General features: G+C 53.0%; 14 protein-coding genes. 5 read left to right on the forward strand and 9 right to left on the reverse strand.

Features of this window, described 5'->3' with window-relative positions; translation table 11 throughout:
* Nucleotides 1-112: 112 nt before the first annotated feature.
* A complete protein-coding gene (locus HX815_RS09170) occupies nt 113-472 on the reverse strand; it encodes a hypothetical protein (RefSeq protein WP_144432002.1) in 360 nt (119 codons plus the stop codon).
* 320 nt (nt 473-792) lie between these two features.
* On the opposite strand from HX815_RS09170, the gene HX815_RS09175 reads away from it, so the two are divergent.
* On the forward strand, nt 793-2,136 hold the full coding sequence (locus tag HX815_RS09175) for a hypothetical protein (protein WP_177028092.1): 1,344 nt from the start codon (nt 793-795) through the stop codon (nt 2,134-2,136).
* A 567-nt stretch (nt 2,137-2,703) separates the two neighbouring features.
* Here the strand turns inward: HX815_RS09175 and HX815_RS09180 are convergent.
* Together HX815_RS09180 and HX815_RS09185 are read right to left on the reverse strand one after the other, a co-directional pair.
* Entirely contained in the window at nt 2,704-3,747 is a 1,044-nt protein-coding gene (locus HX815_RS09180) for a type II toxin-antitoxin system PemK/MazF family toxin (protein ID WP_177028093.1), read from the reverse strand.
* 67 nt (nt 3,748-3,814) lie between these two features.
* Nucleotides 3,815-4,630: a hypothetical protein gene (locus HX815_RS09185; protein WP_174519160.1), complete on the reverse strand. Its 816-nt coding sequence runs from the start codon at nt 4,628-4,630 to the stop codon at nt 3,815-3,817.
* Between the two features lie 332 nt (nt 4,631-4,962).
* Here HX815_RS09185 and HX815_RS09190 point away from each other — a divergent pair, with 332 nt between their 5' ends.
* Both HX815_RS09190 and HX815_RS09195 read left to right on the forward strand, forming a co-directional pair.
* The gene (locus tag HX815_RS09190; protein ID WP_057438326.1) at nt 4,963-5,304 is read left to right on the forward strand and encodes a hypothetical protein; all 342 of its coding nucleotides are present in this window, start codon (nt 4,963-4,965) and stop codon (nt 5,302-5,304) included.
* A gap of 244 nt (nt 5,305-5,548) precedes the next feature.
* A complete protein-coding gene (locus tag HX815_RS09195) occupies nt 5,549-6,070 on the forward strand; it encodes a hypothetical protein (protein WP_177028094.1) in 522 nt (173 codons plus the stop codon).
* Between the two features lie 391 nt (nt 6,071-6,461).
* Here HX815_RS09195 and HX815_RS09200 read toward each other — a convergent pair whose 3' ends face one another.
* The 6 genes from HX815_RS09200 to HX815_RS31585 all read right to left on the reverse strand — a co-directional run bounded on the left by HX815_RS09200 (nt 6,462) and on the right by HX815_RS31585 (nt 15,444).
* A complete protein-coding gene (locus tag HX815_RS09200; RefSeq protein WP_256351068.1) occupies nt 6,462-7,724 on the reverse strand; it encodes a YiiX/YebB-like N1pC/P60 family cysteine hydrolase in 1,263 nt (420 codons plus the stop codon).
* 90 nt (nt 7,725-7,814) lie between these two features.
* The gene (locus HX815_RS09205; RefSeq protein ID WP_177028096.1) at nt 7,815-9,245 is read right to left on the reverse strand and encodes a UvrD-helicase domain-containing protein; all 1,431 of its coding nucleotides are present in this window, start codon (nt 9,243-9,245) and stop codon (nt 7,815-7,817) included.
* The gene (locus tag HX815_RS09210) at nt 9,238-10,944 is read right to left on the reverse strand and encodes an ATP-binding protein (protein ID WP_177028097.1); all 1,707 of its coding nucleotides are present in this window, start codon (nt 10,942-10,944) and stop codon (nt 9,238-9,240) included. The genes HX815_RS09205 and HX815_RS09210 overlap by 8 nt, the downstream gene beginning before the upstream one ends.
* Before the next feature lie 222 nt (nt 10,945-11,166).
* The gene (locus tag HX815_RS09215; protein WP_177028098.1) at nt 11,167-13,593 is read right to left on the reverse strand and encodes a S8 family peptidase; all 2,427 of its coding nucleotides are present in this window, start codon (nt 13,591-13,593) and stop codon (nt 11,167-11,169) included.
* A gap of 25 nt (nt 13,594-13,618) precedes the next feature.
* Nucleotides 13,619-14,605 carry an AAA family ATPase gene (locus HX815_RS09220; protein ID WP_177028099.1) on the reverse strand — a complete coding sequence of 329 codons (987 nt, stop codon included), beginning with the start codon at nt 14,603-14,605 and terminating at the stop codon, nt 13,619-13,621.
* Nucleotides 14,606-14,853: 248 nt separating this feature from the next.
* Nucleotides 14,854-15,444: a DUF6088 family protein gene (locus HX815_RS31585; RefSeq protein ID WP_256351071.1), complete on the reverse strand. Its 591-nt coding sequence runs from the start codon at nt 15,442-15,444 to the stop codon at nt 14,854-14,856.
* Between the two features lie 424 nt (nt 15,445-15,868).
* On the opposite strand from HX815_RS31585, the gene HX815_RS09225 reads away from it, so the two are divergent.
* Entirely contained in the window at nt 15,869-16,765 is an 897-nt protein-coding gene (locus HX815_RS09225) for a hypothetical protein (protein WP_177028100.1), read from the forward strand.
* 393 nt (nt 16,766-17,158) lie between these two features.
* Complete coding sequence (locus HX815_RS09230) at nt 17,159-18,760, forward strand: hypothetical protein (protein WP_177028101.1); 1,602 nt, start codon at nt 17,159-17,161, stop codon at nt 18,758-18,760.
* Nucleotides 18,761-18,764: the final 4 nt, after the last annotated feature.

Below are 18,764 nucleotides of genomic sequence, written 5' to 3' on the forward strand. Positions count from 1 at the left end.
CCACACTGGGGGAGTGGGTTGCCCGGTTTTCCATCGTGTCTGTGACTGTCGGCAAGCATGCAGCCCAGTGCTCGTGTAGCCCAAGGTACAACTTGGGTTGTGCCATCACCCCCTAACGGCCAACCAGCGGCGAAACAAGTGTAATTGCGCCGTGGTTGGTATGGAGCTGTATAGTGGTTTTGGTAGCATCGTCTTCGTCGTTTGGATCCCCGACCACCGATACGCAATGTCCCGCCCGAACAAGTGCAGCACGGGTCTGCCCTTGCTTGCGACCAGCATGATCGAACAAAGCAACCTCCCCTGCATCATGGATCTTTGCAATCAACTCGCGGGACTCTTCGTCTGTCGCAGAAAGGAACTCATTGCCAGAAAGGTCTGGGTCGTCGTCTGGGTTCGATGGTGTGTGCGCATTGAATTGGTCAAGAAGCTTCTTCAGTTCTGGGGTACGACTTTTTTGCCAAGGTTCAATCATAAGTTGCTCTCCTTCCTAGTGAATTAGACGTGGGTGCGCTTGATCGAATCTCTAGCTTGTGTGGCTCCGCCCAAGCCCGTGATCCGCGCTATTCTTCTACGCACATAGCCTTCTTTTTTCCAGGGAAATACGTCGAGTCCAAGCCGCACCTCAGTTCATGGAAGGTGAGCATTTTTTTAAGTTGGATCGGCAAGAAGGTGATCGTAGCCCAGCATTGATCGGCGCTGAAGGTGTCTTCACTGGCGTGACATGGGATAGGCTTAAGGCGCTTCTCGGTATGAGCTAGTAGCGATCTGGGGCGATTCATATAAGGGGGGGGAATGAGTCATCCGATGTGGATTGCTCAACGCGATGGGCATGATTGGACGGATGGTTCTGCCCTACGCGTAATTGACTGGTTCCGGGGCACGGTGACGGAATCTGTTTGGTCGCAGCGTATGAATGCAGTTAGGGAACGATTCGAAGCGGGTAAAAGAGCTTGGGCGCAAGGCAATCCTGAGCCCCTTTTTGATCCGGACGACGCAATCTTCTGGTACCTCTTCCAGGCTGCTGCATATGCTTCCCCTGGTCGACGACATGACTACTTCGAGCCTGATGCTTTCAGGATTAGCCCGGTGTTCGCTCGGCTGGGTCAAATGCTTCCGCAGCTATCTCATGTTGTTGGCATTGAAGACCGCCTTGAGACATTAATGACTAAAGGTAAAAACCAGCCTGATGCAGGGCTCTATGAGGTTCTTGTTGCCGGTACCTACAAAAGCCGAGGATGGAAAACAGTCACATTTGTTCCCGAACAGCCGGGTGTTGCGAAAACCCAGGATTTGCTGGTCACCAATGGCCGGCGACGGTGGGCGGCGGAATGCAAGCGGGTAAACCGAAACGAATATGAGGAGCAGGAGTATCAGTACGCCTTGGTTTTGGCGCAGCCTGTACACGAATTATCCGAACAGCTTGGATTGTCAGTCATCTGTGAGGTGATGTTTCTAGTCGAGCTAAAAGACGTCCCCATGGGATATCTAGTAAACAGGTTGCGCGATTGTTTATCCGATCCGAGTTCGCGTGCTTGGGAGGACGAGATCGCTATCGGTTTCATTCTGGACGCTCGGCTTGATCTCCTCCAGCAGGTGTTGCAGCACGATGATGTGTTCTATGGCTCAAGCAGAATGGTTGAGTTGCTAGCAGGGCGGTATCGGCAGGATTTCGACCACAGCGTTAAGGCGCTGTGGGAGCCATCTCCGCAGCGCCCACTCCATGCATACTGGGTAAACCAAGCCAGTGTGGTCAGCTGGCGGAGTGGATCGCCTGAGGCAGCGGAGAGCAAGGCACGCCACTTTAGGGCTCTTGTTGCAAAAGCCACCAAGCAATTACCTACTGATTGCCCTGGCGTTGTGCATGTGGGCTACGAGGCGCTTGGTAACAATTCTGTGGATCAACAGCGTCATGCACGCAATACTTTCGAAATGTGGCGATTTGATCCAGAAGGTTCCCGATTACGCTGGGTATATGCCAACTACCTCATGCCCGAACACACGACGGCGAGAAATGAGAATTGGGCGGTCAATGAAACCACCGCTCACTACCGCATAGGTCGGCATAAAACGGCTCAGCCATTGCCCGGTCATTTAGTACTAAGCCAAGAGGATGGAGAGCCGGGAGATCATTGGTAAGAGGGACAGATGAATGTCGACATCTGCATACCTGGCTACGCAGCATTCCTTGTTGATTCAGGCACGGCAGGGATTTCACTACTTTTAGCAATAGGAAGCACGCGTGCCGAAGAACTTACTCGTCGACGTAAAGACCTATATAACTGGAATACACGGCCTCACGAATGCACCTCTTCCCGAGCAAACGGGAGCGGTGTTGACGCTGATGCCGAATTGACCTATGTGCCGACGCTAGACTAACCCACCTCCAGATCGGCATAAACCCAGCACAGGCAATGGTCGGGAAGAATCAGGCTGGGTCAGTGGCCCCTCGGCAACTAGGTTAATTCCACATCGGTGCCAACACAGCTGCTGCTAGATCTGATCAAGAAACGTAGGTAACGGTGGGCGAACCCAAAAACCAAAAAACCGCCAAAAAGGCGGTTTTTTGTAAAACGTTTTCTTCTGCAGTATATGCCCTAAGGCCGTCGCGAGGTTCCGGTACTGCTCCAGCATTCCCCGCCGTTCCTAAGAAGATTACTGATCGCTAATCACTTTGTCAATTAGATTGACGCTTCTGACATTCGATTAGGCGGTCAATTTCTCAGGCGAACCCTCGGTAGCCATCGTCTCGTATAGCTCTCGCAAATCACCGACAGCTGCTTCGAGCTGACCTTCTCCGAACCCTTTGCCCCAATCCACGGCAACCTCCTGGTACAGCAATAACTCTTTTCGTTCGGCCTCGAGCGCGGCTATACGGCCGTTTGCCGCTTCCAGGTCGGTTGCGGCTGCAATGAGCTCTTGAAGCTGTTCGCGGGTTTCGCTCAGTTTGGTCTTGGTCTGCTGGTAGTCTGTGACCCCGATGCTATGAAGCAGAGAGTTCCTCAGCAGGGCCTTTTCTGCCTCGGCAAGACGCAACGTATAGTGAGTGTTACGACCTCGACGGGTTTGCCCACGTGCCTGGTATTCAGTAACTGGCGGCAGGATTCGGCTGACCGATACCGACTCCACCATCTGGCAAATTGCCCAGCTGTCCTTTCCGCTAGAGCCCCAAAACGTCAGCTGGTCGAGGGTCGGTCGCGAAAGCTGAAAGCTCGTCTTGTCAGCGATGCCTGGTGAATCGGAGGTCACCGGGACAACCTGACATACCCCTCTGTTGGCTCGCACGACGATTGCCAGCCTACGCTTATGCATCTCGCCTTTTTGCAAGGTATCGCAGTAACGTTTGTTCGTCCGGAGAGCGCCGTCTTCCCGGCCAATGGTCTGAATGAAGCCATAGTCGACCTCCACAATAGTCCCGAACTGAATCACTCGGTTCAGGGAGGCGCCAGTTTTCTTCAGGGTCTGCTGCAGGTATTCCTCAGGCACCGTGATGAAAATCTTACTGAGCGTCACCGAGTACTCAGCAGGAACAACGCCTGTAGTCGTGAGCTGTGCAACCCCTTCCACGTACCAGCGGTAGTTTGCGACGCCTGTGAATTTCTTGATGCAGAAGATTTTGTGCGTACCACTTCCAGGCATGAGCGCCTCAGAAATGGATTCGTAAGTTTCTTTGCCCAAGGGGGACACGCTCATTGTCCCTGTGGCCAGGTCTTTGATCTGCTCAAAGTACCGAATGACGATTGTGTCCATGCCTTTCCCTGGTGCCAGCGGTTCATTCAAAGGGTGCCAATATGCCATAAATGGTCCGTCTCCTGCTCTAAATGGCAGTAGCCGACGCCTGCGCCGAATCAGGCAGCTCTGAGGTGCCGGAGGTTTTGGCGGCAGATTGCTCTCTATACCGCAGATTGAAACCTTTGATCAGGTAGCGGTTCGTCCGGTCAAAGTCTAGAAAGTCGGAGGTGTTCGGATCGCCGGAGCGGAACGAAATCATGTTCATCTCCATCAGCAGATTGATGGCCAGACTCACGGAATGACGCTTCACGCCCGTGTACTCGGAGATCTTGTCATACGTGATCAAGGTCAAGCCGTCCCCGTTCGGAAAGTCACGGTTGCGCATGGCCAGCAGCAGCACGTAGATCTTCAATGCCTGCAGCGAAAGACGTTTGCCGAAGGTGAAGGCTTTGAGCTTTATCAGGGTTTCCTCGGGCGGATTGCTCGCCCGATCATCTTTCGACCCCCGACCTTGGTACAGCCAGCTCTTCGGAATCTTTGCGAAGCCTTTATCTTCCATCCAGCGCTCAACGTAGATCCGCGATCCACCGCGTGGCTGAGCCGTATCGCGGCGGATGTGTCCCCCCTCCTCGAGTACCCGCAGCGAGCGTGCCACTACGTTCCGCGAATGACCTACCAAAGCGCAGAGCTCAGGGTAGGTCGTCCTCACAATCCCGCTGTGATAGTCCGCCCGTGTGCAGATAGCTAGATACACCTTCAGCGAAGCCAGCGACGCATTTATCGCGATCGTGTCGACCTTACCCTGGCCATCCACCTCACCAAATTTCTTCAAGCCCCCGGACATCGCCCACCGATTTGGCATCTTTGCCCAGCGAGGCTTGGGTTTCTCCGATTCGCTCATTAGTGGTTCCTCATCAAAGCCAGGCTCAACACCAGTGCGATGCACAGGGAGAGATTCAGCGGGGCGGTCGTGATCGCTTTGTCGACCAGGAGGATCAAGTCAGTCATGGAATTAGGCTCCGTTACCTTCGATGAGCTGAAATTTACTTGTACTCGGCAACTTGTATCTAGATATAGGCGGAATTTGATATAGGCTCGGATGCCACGAAACTCAGGGTATTGAGAGCATTTTCTAGGAAAATTATTAGTATTTTCAACTGTGTTTGAAATAAATCAAAATCGATGTTTTGATTGGTGACAATGGAATATTGAAATAGAAAATAAGGAAATGATATGACTGGTCGTGATTTGTCGATCCTCGAAGGTCAGCTGCATGACCATCTGGGGGTCTCCGAGTGTCGAGTCCGGTTCGTAGCTCAGGCGACCGGCTTCACCCTCCAGATTAGGCATTCAGGTCTGCAGCACACACTGTTCACCCAGCGCGGTAGCCCAAGGGTCTTTAAAAATCTAACCCTGGCAGCGGCCTTCCTCAAAGAACGGGGAGTGAAAAGGTTCACGGTGATGCTGGTGCAGCCGAGTGCTTCTAAGAAAGGAGCCAAGGCCACAGAGGTTGGCAAAAAGAAGCTAAAGAGGAAGCCTGCCGAACCGCGGCGTTTTCTCCCTGACCTAGAGTGATACTGAGAGTGGCCTGAGACTGATCAGCTTTTAGTGCTCACCTATAAGCCGCATCACCGCACGCTTTCTACCCGGAATCGATATGCCTTTGGCTAGGCACATTCTGATAAGTCAACATCTTTTCTCTGACGCCGAAAATTTTAAGCTTCGAGTAGGTGAAGAAGCCCTACTAGGAAGTTACTCAAAGCCAACCCAGCTAAAAATCGACTATAACGTTTGCCTTGACTAAATTGGAGACACAACAATGAAATGGAATGAAAAATGGATGTGGGCGGCTATAGTTTTCTACATCGCTTCAGTGGGTGGAGTTTACATATTTAATTTGCACGATTATCCATTTTCTAAGTCTCCAGGCGACTGGGGCACCATTGGCGATTACTTTGGCGGCTTAATTAACCCATTAACTTCGCTTATTGCATTGTATTTTTTAATAAAAGCATATTTGAGTCAAAAAGAAGAACTATCAGCAACGAAGAGCGCTTTAGAAGAAAGCGCCAAACATCAAGAGGCGCTAGCAAAAGCTCAGATCCTTAGCATACAAGCCGCGGCAAAGTTTGAAGAAATAAAATTCTGGTCGAGCGAGGCAGAGAGATGCACGATAGCAACAAATAATGACCGGAAAACCTGGGATCTGAACGGTAAGCAGCTATTCACAGACAAAGAAATACATGGCTACAGACTGAGCTGCTTCGACATGATGAATAAGCTACTTAAAGAATCCAAACTGCTGCAGGTCGAAGTGGAAGGTCTCAGAAAGCAACCATAGGCTGTTTTCAGTGATATGGAGTTGACCCACTTGCCGAAATTGCAATGACCTAGACTGATGCGTAGTAGACCTTTTACTACGGTCTATTTTTGCCAACTGGTATACGGTCGGCGATTCATCAGCACCTGGGTCAAAATCGCATCAGCTCCAACACCCTGGTCTCACATCGTGCCGCGCCCCCTATGACGATATGTTGACGTTGATGCCGAATTGACCCATGTGCCGACGCCGACTAACCCACCTCTAGATCGGCATAAACCCAGCACAGGCAATGGCCGGGAAGAATCAGGCTGGGTCAGCGGCACCTCGGAAACTAGGTTAATTCCACATCGGTGCCAACACCCTTGTGGACGCTCGGCTGACGTGTGGGGCGCAGCCGCCTCGCTTGCGGCTAGAAAGTCTTCATTGGTTCGTCAATAGAGCGGATGCGGAAGCAGTCGCCGCAAAGTCGACACGTCCCAGGTCCAGCCGGTGGAACACTCAAGAGGACATAATCGCAGACTGGCTCGTCTGCACAGACTGTGCACACATCCAAACTTCCGGCTACCCGGATGGCCGCTTCCGTCATCGCAGCCTGCTTTGGGTCCCACTCGCGCAGCGAAGCGAACCATTCCGGCGTGTGCGGACGAAGCAGCGTGCGAGGCTCCGGCTTAAGCAGCCCCTTACGCTCAAGCCAAGTAGTTGCCGCCCTAATGCGACGATCATGTAGCTGTGTCAAAAGCTCGTAAAGCTTTATCTTCAGAGCGAAATACTGGCGCGGATGCAATGCGTTCACAGTCACGTAGCCCGCATGGTTCAGGACAAAACGGTTTTGCCCTAACTTTTCGCTTGCCAGCAGCTCTTCACAGTATCTCTGCTTGTGCTCCGCCGAGCTTTTGTATCCCTCCATGAAGGCGACGTGATACTGCCAAGCATTCCTTTCAAACTCATCCTTCCACAGTTCCAGATACCTTGAAGTTCTCAGAGCTTTTACTAGGTGATCATCTGCCTCCTGATGGTCCACTAGGTATGCATCAATGTCGTTGAGTGATTCAATCTCAGAGGACAGCATTCGGGCTTCCCGAAGCAAGGCATTGGTTGAATCCCGCATAACCTGCACGTGGTCAACATTTTCACGCCAGCCAGCCTCTTCTTCCGCATTGAGATCTCTCAGTACATTCGGAACCTCAAAAAGCGCCGCGCTATTCAGTAACTCCCCTGGATGGCAAAAGTCAGCATCCGGGACTAGGTTCGCCCCAGCCCTGTGATAAGCCTGCGCGACCAATCGCGAGCAGAACTGCCTCCGACCGGCCACAAAACCAGCCAATACACTCTTGGCGGCGCCGATCTTGGTGTATCGAGTACCAACCGCAGCTCTGGCGAAGGCGATAATAGAGTGCAGTTGGTCAGTAGTCAGGGGTGCAACCGGACGAAGAACATGACCAGCGCAGCCTGGCTCAAGTATCAGACGCTCGAGATTGCGTGCATGTACACCGTCACCAGTAGAATCGATCACACTCGACTTCCCCACACAAATCATAGCGTGAGAGATGTCCGCACCAATGGCCTTACGGATCGTTTTGCTCATGGGGTCGGGCGTGGTTGTCAGGACAATATCGCCGAGCTGGATGAGGTCGGAGACGAACACCCGCGGTCTCAGTTCCAATTCATTCATCTCGCCTTCCATATTGAATACTGCTCCTGTGCAGGTACTGAACGATGGATATTGGTGACCGATCCAAAATGTTCAAAACTGAATAGGTATTCAAGCAGGTAGATGCCGAGCTGTCCCGATGATGGTTAGAGATTTCGCTCCTCGGGTCATCGCGACGTACAAATCCTTCGCATCAAGCGAGTCGGCATCAAGAATGACGGCGTGATCATACTCAAGGCCCTTGACCAGCAATGTGGTTCCAATCAGCTTACGATGGCTGATCGGCCGCCCCGAGTGCCTCATCTCGCGCTGGTAAAGAATACCGGCCTCCACGAGCGTCGTAGCTTGACCATCAACATGAATCTTGAGCACGTTCAAGAAACGATAGAGTAAGTCACGGCGATAGGCTGATGTTTCAGGGTTGCTCTTCAAGGTTTGGAAAAATGCCTTGAGATAGCTGCTCGACTGGTCAGACAAATAGTCATTCGCGGCTTGAAGCACGAGTGGGTACTTCGTTGTCTTGCGAAGGTTGGTAACCTCACCACGCTTTGTGCCTGCCGTTAGCGTGCGAGTTACACCTGTGAAGCACTTCGTTGCGAACTTCAGGGCAAGGAGAAAGCCCGCCTGAGCAGTCTTTGCTGCCGCAAGCTTTTTAAGGAATAAGTGCAGATCTTTCCCTTCGATTTCCTCGATTGACGAAAAGCGTCCGGCCATAGATTTCGCCAAGAGGTGCGTTTTGTTCTTGGACTGCTGATCGCCACCGTGCAGGGCGATGACGCTCTCATTATGGTTCAACAGCCCACAGAGCGCTGAGTACTGTTTAGCGGCTAGATACTCGGGCTGGGTGTGGACACTGATTACGCTTGGTGGCAGTTTGGCAAGAAGGTCAATCTTTTGGCCGAGCTCAATCTTTCGCCTTGTCTCTTTTAGCCACTCGCCGAGGGCCGGACTCTTCGCGTTGATCCACCGCCAAGGGACCTCCAGCCGTCCCAAGCAATCAAATTCGGGATAGATGCTGGCTTCCCAATCAACGGGCTTGCCGTCGTCAAAATCGAATATGGCTTGCAGGGGGTCACCCAAAATCCGGCTTGGGAGGAACTCCGCCAGGCTACACACCAGATCGTGTTGCAGGTCTGAGCAGTCTTGATACTCGTCGACGTAGAGACCTATGTAGCTTGACGACACCGCCTCACGGATGAACCTTTTGCTCAGCAAACGGGTGCAGCACTCGTACAACTTACTCCACTGTTTGCTGGTCGGGTTTTCAATTTTCCACCCTGATGCCTTCGGGTATGCCAAACAGAGGCGAAGTGCCCAACTCGCGATCGTATCGACCTGGTACTGGGAACCGCGAACGCCCAAGTTTGCCATCTTCATTTTTATCGAGTTCACGCCGGCAAAGGTGTGCGTCAGGATAAGCTGCCGGCCGCTGGACGCTCGCACTGCCATTGCGATGAGGTGAGTCTTTCCAAACCCCGCTGGCGCGATTAAATAGCCCTTGGAGGTACAGTCGTTGAGCTTGATTGCGAGGTCTTCAGACACGCTTGGCCCACTCCCAAAGCCTTCCCAACTCTACGGCGAGATTTGTTTTGCCGAACACGGGATCGTTGAAAGCAGCACTCACCGACTTGAACCACTGGTCGCCTCTAGTAGTGTCCTTGAACCACCCCGCAGTCTTTGCTGCAGCACCAATTGCAGTCCGCAGCTTGGGGCTATCCCGCCACTCGCTGATGTCAGGGTCGAGCACGTCCTGATACTGCGATCGCACTTGATCGTATACCGAGTAGAAAAGTTCGACTCCGGCAAGCGTCAAACTGGCAAGTACGGAAGCCCAGGGCAGATCTGCAAAAGCCCGTTCCTCAAGCGAAAGTTTGTCGCTCCAGACGTAGGAGGGAATTCCTAACGCCACAAGCCCAGCAGCATCAGCGGCTGAGAACTGCTTCTCGGCATCGCCATCAGCTAGCACCGACACGTCATAGCCAAGTTTTTTGAAGGCAATGGCCATGCCCTTCACTTTGCTGGCCCCCTTGGCGTCCAGCAACGCCACACCGTGATACGACAATGGATCTTGCCCATTCTCGAGTTGGTGATCGTCAAAGCCTCTTATGAAACCTACCTCGGTAGCGCCTTCACATACGACGACCTTTTTGGCCAAGAATGCTTCAGCGCTAGAGCGAATCTTCCCCTGAACCTCATGCTCTTCGAGGCCCTTCTCGGCAGCAGAGACGATCGTCACGACCCCGCCCTGACTGTGGACGATATGAAGGTCCTGCACCGTGAGTTCGCGAAGCACCATGGGCGAATGAGTGGTTAGGAAATACTGCCCACGTTTGTCCTCCCTAATGTGCTTGATGAGACGCGTAATGCGATGGGGCTCGAGGCCGAACTCCAACTCATCGAACAAGGTGATATGGCCTTCCTCCAGACCTGCTTTCTGGATTCCACACTGAAGCATTCGGCGAGATCCCAGACCTAACTGGCGTAACGGGATTTCGCCGTCATGCAGGGAAAGACCGCCAACTTTCAGGTTGATGGACGCCAAGTCGAGATGGGCCTTATAGGCATCAAGTACAGGGACACCCAAGAGCTTCGCAATCTCTTGTGATTTGGTTGCTGCATTGTCGAAGTTTGTCAGGGTGACAGCGCGGTCGACATCGAGTGAACCTCTCGCGGTCCTCGATGCATTGGCCAATAGCTCGCTCAAGCTCTGCGCCGCGGTCAGCTTGGCAAGAGCAGTTCCGTTTGCCCAGGAAAGCTCTCGTTCACTAAATACTCCGATGAGGCCCACGCCGACCTTGTTTCTGTCTGCCTGCTTGAACTGCACTCCGTCAGGATTGCGATCACACACGACTGTCCACTTCGGCTCCAGGTCCTTTTCGACGGTAAGCCGGGCGGTCACTACGCTTTCAAAATGATCATCTGGCTCGTCATGAAGCTTCTGAGCTGCAGCATCCCAGCCCCTCAGGTGAAGTCCGTACTTATTGAGTGCACAGAAGTCAGCTGCCAAATGCCCGATTGTGATCTCAATGACAATGGGATCAGCGATCTTGCATTGGTAAAAATCTGAGTCGCTGAGAGCAAGATTCCACTGGGGATGGAACGTGTAACGGATGGCTTCTAGGATGGTGGATTTTGAGGAGTCGCCCTTGCCTATAAGGCAACAAATGTCGGCTGTTGGCACGTTCCAATCAAGCGCTTTCACCCCTCGAAAGTTCTTGATCACGATCTTTCTGATTTTCACCGACCGGTATCCTCTGATCGTCATCTATGAGTGAGGCGAAATCCATTTGTAGCGCCTCACCTGGCTCTAAAGGAGAGCTGCGGGAGTGGCCATTCGCCTTACCCATCATAGATGACATCCAGCGAGCCGGGGAACTCGCCGCACGAATCCGTCGAAGATCGCATTATCCCGCAGGCTTGGGGATACCTACTGGAGAGGAATCACAGCGAATGTCGATCACCCTCAGTTTTGTAATCGAACAGCAGTCATCTTAGCCCTTTGCTGCTCCCTGACCACAGCCTGCTGATCTATTCGCGTCTGGATTTGGGTGTAGAGTTGAGCCCGCTCGTTGTCGCGGTCGGCCACAGTAACCACCAGTGAATACTGTTCCTTTTCTGCAGCCGAGGGATTCCAGTCACGATCCTGCCTGACTACGACCACAAACCACTTCTCGCCGGGTTTCCCTTGTTTGAACGTCCAGCGAGAAGACTGAACCGTGCCATGGTTTCTCATTTGGGCGGGAATGTCGCGATTTGTGTCCCTGGCCTCTTTGAGTACCTCCGTCTTCTTTTTCATCTCCTGGCTAAAGTGTTTCTGTACCTCCTCCAGCGAGGTGCCCGTGACCAAGCGGTAATAAATTTGGGTAGCCAGATATTCAATCCGGGTAGTCCGGACTACTGGCGAGTAAGCCAGTGTTATTGAAAGCTCTCGGGTCCCTCGAGCGGAGCGCAAATAGTCCTCCGGCAACGGCAGTTCGAAGAACTGGCATCCGTCGTTCTCGATGGTTTCCTCTGACATCAACACCACGACGTTATCGGAAGACCTAAAAAGATCAGCCTCACTCACCACACCATAGCCGGCCACATCCCTTTCTACGTCACGGTTCCAGGTGGCTTTCGCCTTCTTGTAACTCTTTCGAAACTCCTGCGAAAACGTCGAGGTGACCGCATCCGGCAGATAAGCCTGATTCACCAGCATTGCGCGAAGCATGTTCGCAGACGCCGTCGGGTAAGCGTTCAGCAGGCGCCCGGCTAGGTGAGTGATGTACGGCGCCGCCAAACTGGTCCCGCTTATTTCCTTGAAAACCGTATTCCCCGTCCACTGGTGGTTGAGCGTTAACACGCCCAAACCTCGCATGTGCGGCGCCCATTGTGCGTTTGCTTGCCTCATAGGGCTGGCGAGATTGCCGCCGGCCGCAACGAGCTCGGGCTTGATCGCCCCTTTTACCGACGGGCCGTGCCGAGTGAAGGGAGATGGTTGGTTTTCCGATGCAGGTGAAAGATGGTAAATCTCCGGATACTTCTGGCTGTCAATCGTAGAGTTGTGTCGGGAGATGCTCCCCACCGTCAACACCATCATTGCAGGTGCGGGGTCGATGATGGCGCTCTGGGCAGCGATTAGGTACTCCGGGTACTCGTCGCGCCAACTGTTGGTTGGGACTGGTGGGCTTTCGGAGCCACAGAAATTGCCCGTAGAGACTACGAACAAGATGTTGTACCGCCGGGAAAGGACATCCAGGATATAGGCTAGCCCTCTGACATGCGCACCATCGTAGGGAGCATTATTGTTGCCTAGCGAGAGGTTGAAGATCCGGCATCCGAGTTCGACGAAATGCTCTACAGCCTTTGTCAGCGATACCTCGAGTGTGAGTTCGTCGTAGACCGCATTACCTGTATGCGGACATTTCTTCATGACTTTTCCATTGAAGAGCCAGAACTCCGGCTTCCAGAAATTCGAGTTGTTACAACCCTCCACGTCGCCATACAGTGCAACGCCGGCCACAGCGGTGCCGTGACCCGCTTCATCTGCATCCCCCTCTTCATCGACAAATGAGGCGCTCTCAGCCATTGCAGGCTTTAGGAGGGGATGATTCCCGTTAATGCCGCTGTCTAGAATGCAAACTCGGGCTGCGTCATTAGGTGGTGGCGGGATGTTGAGAGGCAACTCATTGATGTCTCGGTTCAGCTGTTGGATGCTAATCCCAGTGGCTGGGATGAGGTCCACCAGGCGAACATCGCGCTGGTTAAGCAGCAACTGTGCTTGCTCGGGGGTGACCTCGACCCGATACATGAGCAGGCTGTCCAGGTTGATTCTGTCGAGCCTCTTGATGTGCTCGGTGGCTAGCCAGGTCTCGAAAGAGGTCGTGAGCTGAACACGACTTGGGTGATGCGCAACCTGAATAGGCCACAGTTCGACATCGAGCTTGAAGGTGGGGGTGTCTGGCAACCCTATATTCTTAAGAGCCCAACTCTTCCGATCTTCTGCGGACCAGGCATCTACACCTGCAATAGCCTCGAGAATCTGGCGATGGGTCAAGTTGGCGTCCATGACACCCAGCTTTTGTAGATGGGCGGTAAATTTTGCCAAACCCTCTTCGCTCGCGAACACTACGCAGAGTTGCTTGCCTTCTTGGCTGATAAACTCCAACCCATGCGTATTCAGGTTGGCGAAGGTCAATGCGCCCTCGTACTCCAGCTTTAGAACGTAAGGGGATTTGTCTGAAGAGCCAATTTGCTTCTTGGCCAGCCCCTCCGCTGTGGCGAAGTAACCGTTGAGCTTTTGACCGTGACCAAGCCGATCTTCGCGGGTGACGAAGTGAGGGGGGCTTTTGGTCCGACGCGAGTTATCCAGAACTTCACGTGTAATGCTCAGATGCTTGTAGGTTGCCACAGCTTCTTCCTTGAAAATTTATGTTTTAGGACTTTCTGAGGTCCTCCCGCACAAGAGCGCTTTTAAGCTCCTTGATGGTCAGAAACTCTTGCTCTCGCAGGATCATCCGTTTGGCGGCGCGGCGAATAACCCGCTCGATATCCGCGCCGCTCTTACCTTTAAACTCCTTCAATACTTCTTTGTCGTCAATCTCGAATTGACGACGGATCCCTCGCAGTTTCAGCAACAAGATCTCCTTCAACTGCTTTTCATCCGGAAGCGGAAACTCGATCGACTCATCGAATCGCCGCCAAATGGCAGAGTCTAAGATCTTCTCATGGTTGGTAGCCGCCAGGATCAAACTAAGACCTTCGTATGAGTCCATCATCTGAAGGACCGCGTTCACAACACGTCTTAGTTCGCCATGGTCGCCACTATCACCACGTTCTTTACCGATGGCATCGAACTCATCGAAGAGAACAACAAACGGATGTTGGGCGATAAAATCGAAGACCTTACGAAGGTTGGCTGCCGTTTCGCCCAAGAACGAGGACATCAATGCATCCAAGCGGACGATAGCTAAAGGTCGATCAAGCTCGAAGGCCACGACCTCTGCAGCAAGCGTCTTTCCGCAGCCGGGTGGGCCGAAGAAAATCACCTTGCCAGCGGGCTTCATGCCGTAGCTGCGCAGCACATCAGCACGCCGGTTCTCCTCAAGGATCTCCTCCAATGCAGCGGAACTACTGGGGGGAAGTATCACTTCATCAAGAGACCGCTTTGGAGTTCTTATATCGAGCAGTGGTAAACCACGCTCCTTGTCTACGGGAACGTCGTAGTGAGCTCGTGGCGTATTACTGCATGCCTTGAGATTCAAATCGCTGCCGTAGAGGATCTGCTCCAGATCGTTAGCCAGAAGATGATGCTGCTTCTGCCGCTCCTCCTCAATAACCGCTTTAGAGGCAAGACGAAACGCATCGGCATCGCCAGCGGTACCTGCTCGGAACAGCTGACGGAGAATTTTTCCATTTGCCATAATCACCACCTTCTAAGTTATTGATTAATAAACTTATATAGACGTCGACAACCCTGTCACGACTACATAATCTCCAATAACTTGTCTCGCATTTTGATTTTCATAATCAGGCACTCCATTCCCAATTCAACATCTGTACACACACGTGCTAACACTTTGGAGCCGGGCAGCTGGCATGGCGTCGTAGCCTAGTTCATGTTGGAGTGGTCTTAAATGGCCCCTCCCGAAATTCCGCCGAGCTGCACCTGTCACCCCACCTCTCGACCGATTGCAAGAGCCATCCAAGATGGCAGTAGCGACCGCACCGAGCTCAACGCCTGCCAGTCGATGGGAGTCAGCTGTTTACGCAGCGTTTCCATCACCTCACCTATACGCCGCTCACCCATCCAAGCCAAGGCTCGAATTGCAGCTCCGGCGGTTGTTGAACCAAGCGCTAGCAACCAGCGAGGGGCGTGTCTTATCTCCGCCGTTGCATCTCCCACTTTAAGCGTCCGAGTACGCCCATTGCTGAGAAACACGTTCCCATCTAGGGCTTGCGCCGACAGGCCCAGCATCTTTGCAGAGCGCGCCCCATCAAGAACGATCTCTTCCTGATTCTTCGAAGCCAGGGCGCTAACAACCTTATCCATCGACGGCGTTGCTTGCTTACCCAGGTCTGTAATGGCGGCTAGGTAAAGCCCACGAGCCGCGCGAATGAGCTGCCCAGCCTTCGCCAATCGTGAAAGCGCCTGATCTACAGCAGCCCGGCTCCCCAAGTGTAGAAACTCTTTGGGACTCAGTAAGCCACCCTCAGGCAGACGCCTGCTGTGGTCTAGGATCGATTCGGGGAGGGTCTTCATAGGGCTTAAATAACTCTCGCGATTCTAATGTCAGAAGTTTATTTTTATTTCTGACATTGATCAAGTAATGATCATCTCCAACCGTCAGTCAATGCCTCTGGTATCCGCCTGCCGCTACATGTTGGCGCTGACGCTAAATTGACCCTGAAGCCGAGATGTCACTGACCTAACTGAATCTCGAAACATTGCGATTGCGGAAGTGGCGCCAACTTGAAGGCAGCCTCGAGCCGGTAAGTGGGTCAATCCCGCATAGGCCTCAACAAGATGGCGGCGGATGCAATCCCGCCTCCCACTCAATCTGTTATTTGGCCTTAGTAAGGTGACTATCCAGATTAAACCGCAATAGGTAGCGCTTGCCGTCATTTTGTCGCTATTATGCCGCCACGCCAGCAAAATGCCCTCAAAATGACAGCGAGTATCATCCATGGCCAGATTAAGCGTTCGCGACTTTCCTGATAACTTGCACCAACTGCTGATCCAATCAGCTGCCAGGCATGAACGCTCGCTAGAGGGGGAAACCCGGTTTGGTTTGGCGCGCTACCTTGAATCTCTCAAAGTACCCAAACCTGAGGAGGCATCCTTGTGTGAATCCTGGCAGTGCTCTACAGGCCAGCGCTTGCAAGCGCTATTTGCGCGCTTGCGCGAAGACAACGTTTTTTCTTGGGGCGAGCGCAGCGATTTGCCTCACTTGGCCTTGGCCTTGGGGGAACCGTCGCCGGCAACGCTGATGAACTGCATCGACGGTCGTGAAGCGCTGCCATTTGATCTGGCCATACGTATTGCTGATCGCTATGGGTGCAACCTGGAGTGGCTTATCAACGGCTCTAGCACTATGTTCCCTTACCCAGAAATTGGCGGTGAATATCGCGAGTTTTTCGAGCCAGCTATCAGAGGCACCGGTATCAGTATCAAGCTAGTCCGGCTCTGCACCTCTGAGGATGCCGAAGGTAATCCAGGCCGACATGACGGTACCTTGCTGATGTTCAGATGCAAGGACGACAAACTAAGCATTGCCGCGGGGTATAGCGGTCGCTTTTATCTCAATGGCCATATGGGTGGTGGTGGCCATAGTTGCCTAGAAGGTTTCGTCAAATTTCTCAACGAGAGTAAAAACTTGCAATTCAGCGAATACAACTGCACGGCGCCGATTGACGAATCTGCGATGTGGGACCACCACCCCAACTACTACCTTGATCTCAAGCATTGCAGTCAGGCGTCCTGGCTATACCCACTGCGCGCAGGTCGGTCGCCTTCCAGCATTGACTGGACGCAGCAACATGCCTATATGAGCCCAAAGCAAAACGATCAGCCGCTTTCATAATCAACGTCTTAACGCTAAGGCTAAATTGACACTTGTGCTCACGTGAGACTATCCCACCTTTAGATCAACACAAATCTAGCAAAGGTAGCGGTACGCGAGGATGTTGAATGGGACAGCGGTCCCGGCAACTGAGTCAATTCGGCGCTGGCGCCTACATTAATGGCTATGGTCAAGGCGCGCAGGCTGAACCTCATCTCGTAGCAGGACTTGCAACGGCGTCCTTCTCCAAACAGGGCTAGCTGTGAACCTTGAGACTTCGCGCTGTTTTCGGATCAAGCCTTGGAGCAACCTGGATCAAGGCGTTGTTTGCTTGCGCCCAATGTATGTCTGACAAATTTTCGCTAGGCGCATGTGGCCTTGTCAGTAAAAGAATGGACGAGAAATGATTACCCTATGACAGCTCCTACCCAGATTGACACCACCAGCTTGCTCACCATATTGGGCGTTATCGCCGCAGTGTGGGCGCTGATCTCTCCTACCAGCAGACTTCGATTTCGTTTCTGCACAACTTGGGTAGATTCGGTTGTCGGTATATCGGCCTTTCTTCTCGTCCACTATCTAGTGTTTGCCCCCGCTTTGGAGCAGCTTGGGCTGTACTACAGCCTGGGTCCTTGGAAATGGGGACTCGACAGTCCCAGTGCGGTTTATCTGCTTCTGCTTTCGACTGCTCTCTACTTTTTTTGGCGAACACGGTTTCCTAGGCTTGCTCGAAGCAGAGTCCATGTCTTTCGTGAGTTGATTGAGAACTTGCACCTCACCAAGCGCTACGACGAGCTGGTAGTGCTGGTCGAACCGCAACTGCTGAAACTCATTTCGCTGACACAGCAGCAATCCTGGCTGGTGCGCTGGATTGATGGCCTCGACAAGCCCAAGATTGACCTCGCAGTGCTCTTACGCGGGGAAGCCGCAGCCCCCCTATCAGCTTGGCGCAAGCACTGGCGTGGCATGTTGCACAAAGTGAAGTCTTGGCGAATGGCTCGGGACGAGGCCAGTACGCAAGCCCGTGAAATCCTACTGAACCTCGTTACCTCACCTGAGCTAACCGTTCACTTGGCGCAGGCCCACCCGCATTTCTGCCTCAAGCTCCTTGAAACGGACGAGGCGATACGCTCCGACTTCATTACAATTTACATTGATGCGTTGCTGGGCGCGCCGGGAAGTCGCCTCTACGTCGAGCTGAAGAACAATCAAAACCTGAATGGCGGAAGCCGCCTGTATCTGCCGGAGAGCAATCGGCTGCTTCGCTTCTTCTTTGCCGATGCAGCCACGGCGGTGAAGAACGGCTTGGATGCTGCCATCGGTGACTCAGTACGCCGCCGATTGGATGAAGAAAGACAATTGTCCGATAAGCTCAACGAGCCGCTAGGTTCCTACCAGGAGACAGGGCGATTTCGCTGCCCGATCAATTCGGGCATCACACTCTTTGAGATCATGGTGCACGAAGGCATCCATCAAGGGCTGCAAGACCACATGTGGCTCCACTACTTTGGAGACTTTGCCGAAAAGATCCTCAAAAAAATGTCTGGGCCACCCGACAAAGAGGCCTATCAGGAGTGGCCAACGCCTTTTCACTACCTCCTTTGCCGCCTGGTCAGCATCGCCACGGATTGGGCTGAGCAGTGCGCGCGCATGGATGATTCAGAAATCCCGCAGGCAACCCGTTCTGCCGATCGCTTTGATCGCCACTACATCTCCAAGCAAGCCACCAAGGCGCTTGGTTCAATGCTGGAAGACATCATCCCAAGTGAAAAACTGTCAGCTTCGTTCAAGACGTATTTGCTGGAAATCGTCATTCGAAGCTATGTAAAGCTCCAGAGCGATCCGAAGATGGCGGATGTTGCATCGTCATTCCTGACCGCCGTGATCGAGGGGACCGACTTACTAACAAAAGTCGCCTACCGGCAGGAGCTTCGGAATGTGTTCGGAAGACTGGATCACCCCTTGAGGGGCGACGCATTTGACTTCAAAAACGCGCTGGACGCCTCACTTCCTTGACGCT

The sequence above is a fragment of the Pseudomonas sp. E6002 genome, assembly GCF_013385565.1.
GTDB lineage: Bacteria > Pseudomonadota > Gammaproteobacteria > Pseudomonadales > Pseudomonadaceae > Aquipseudomonas.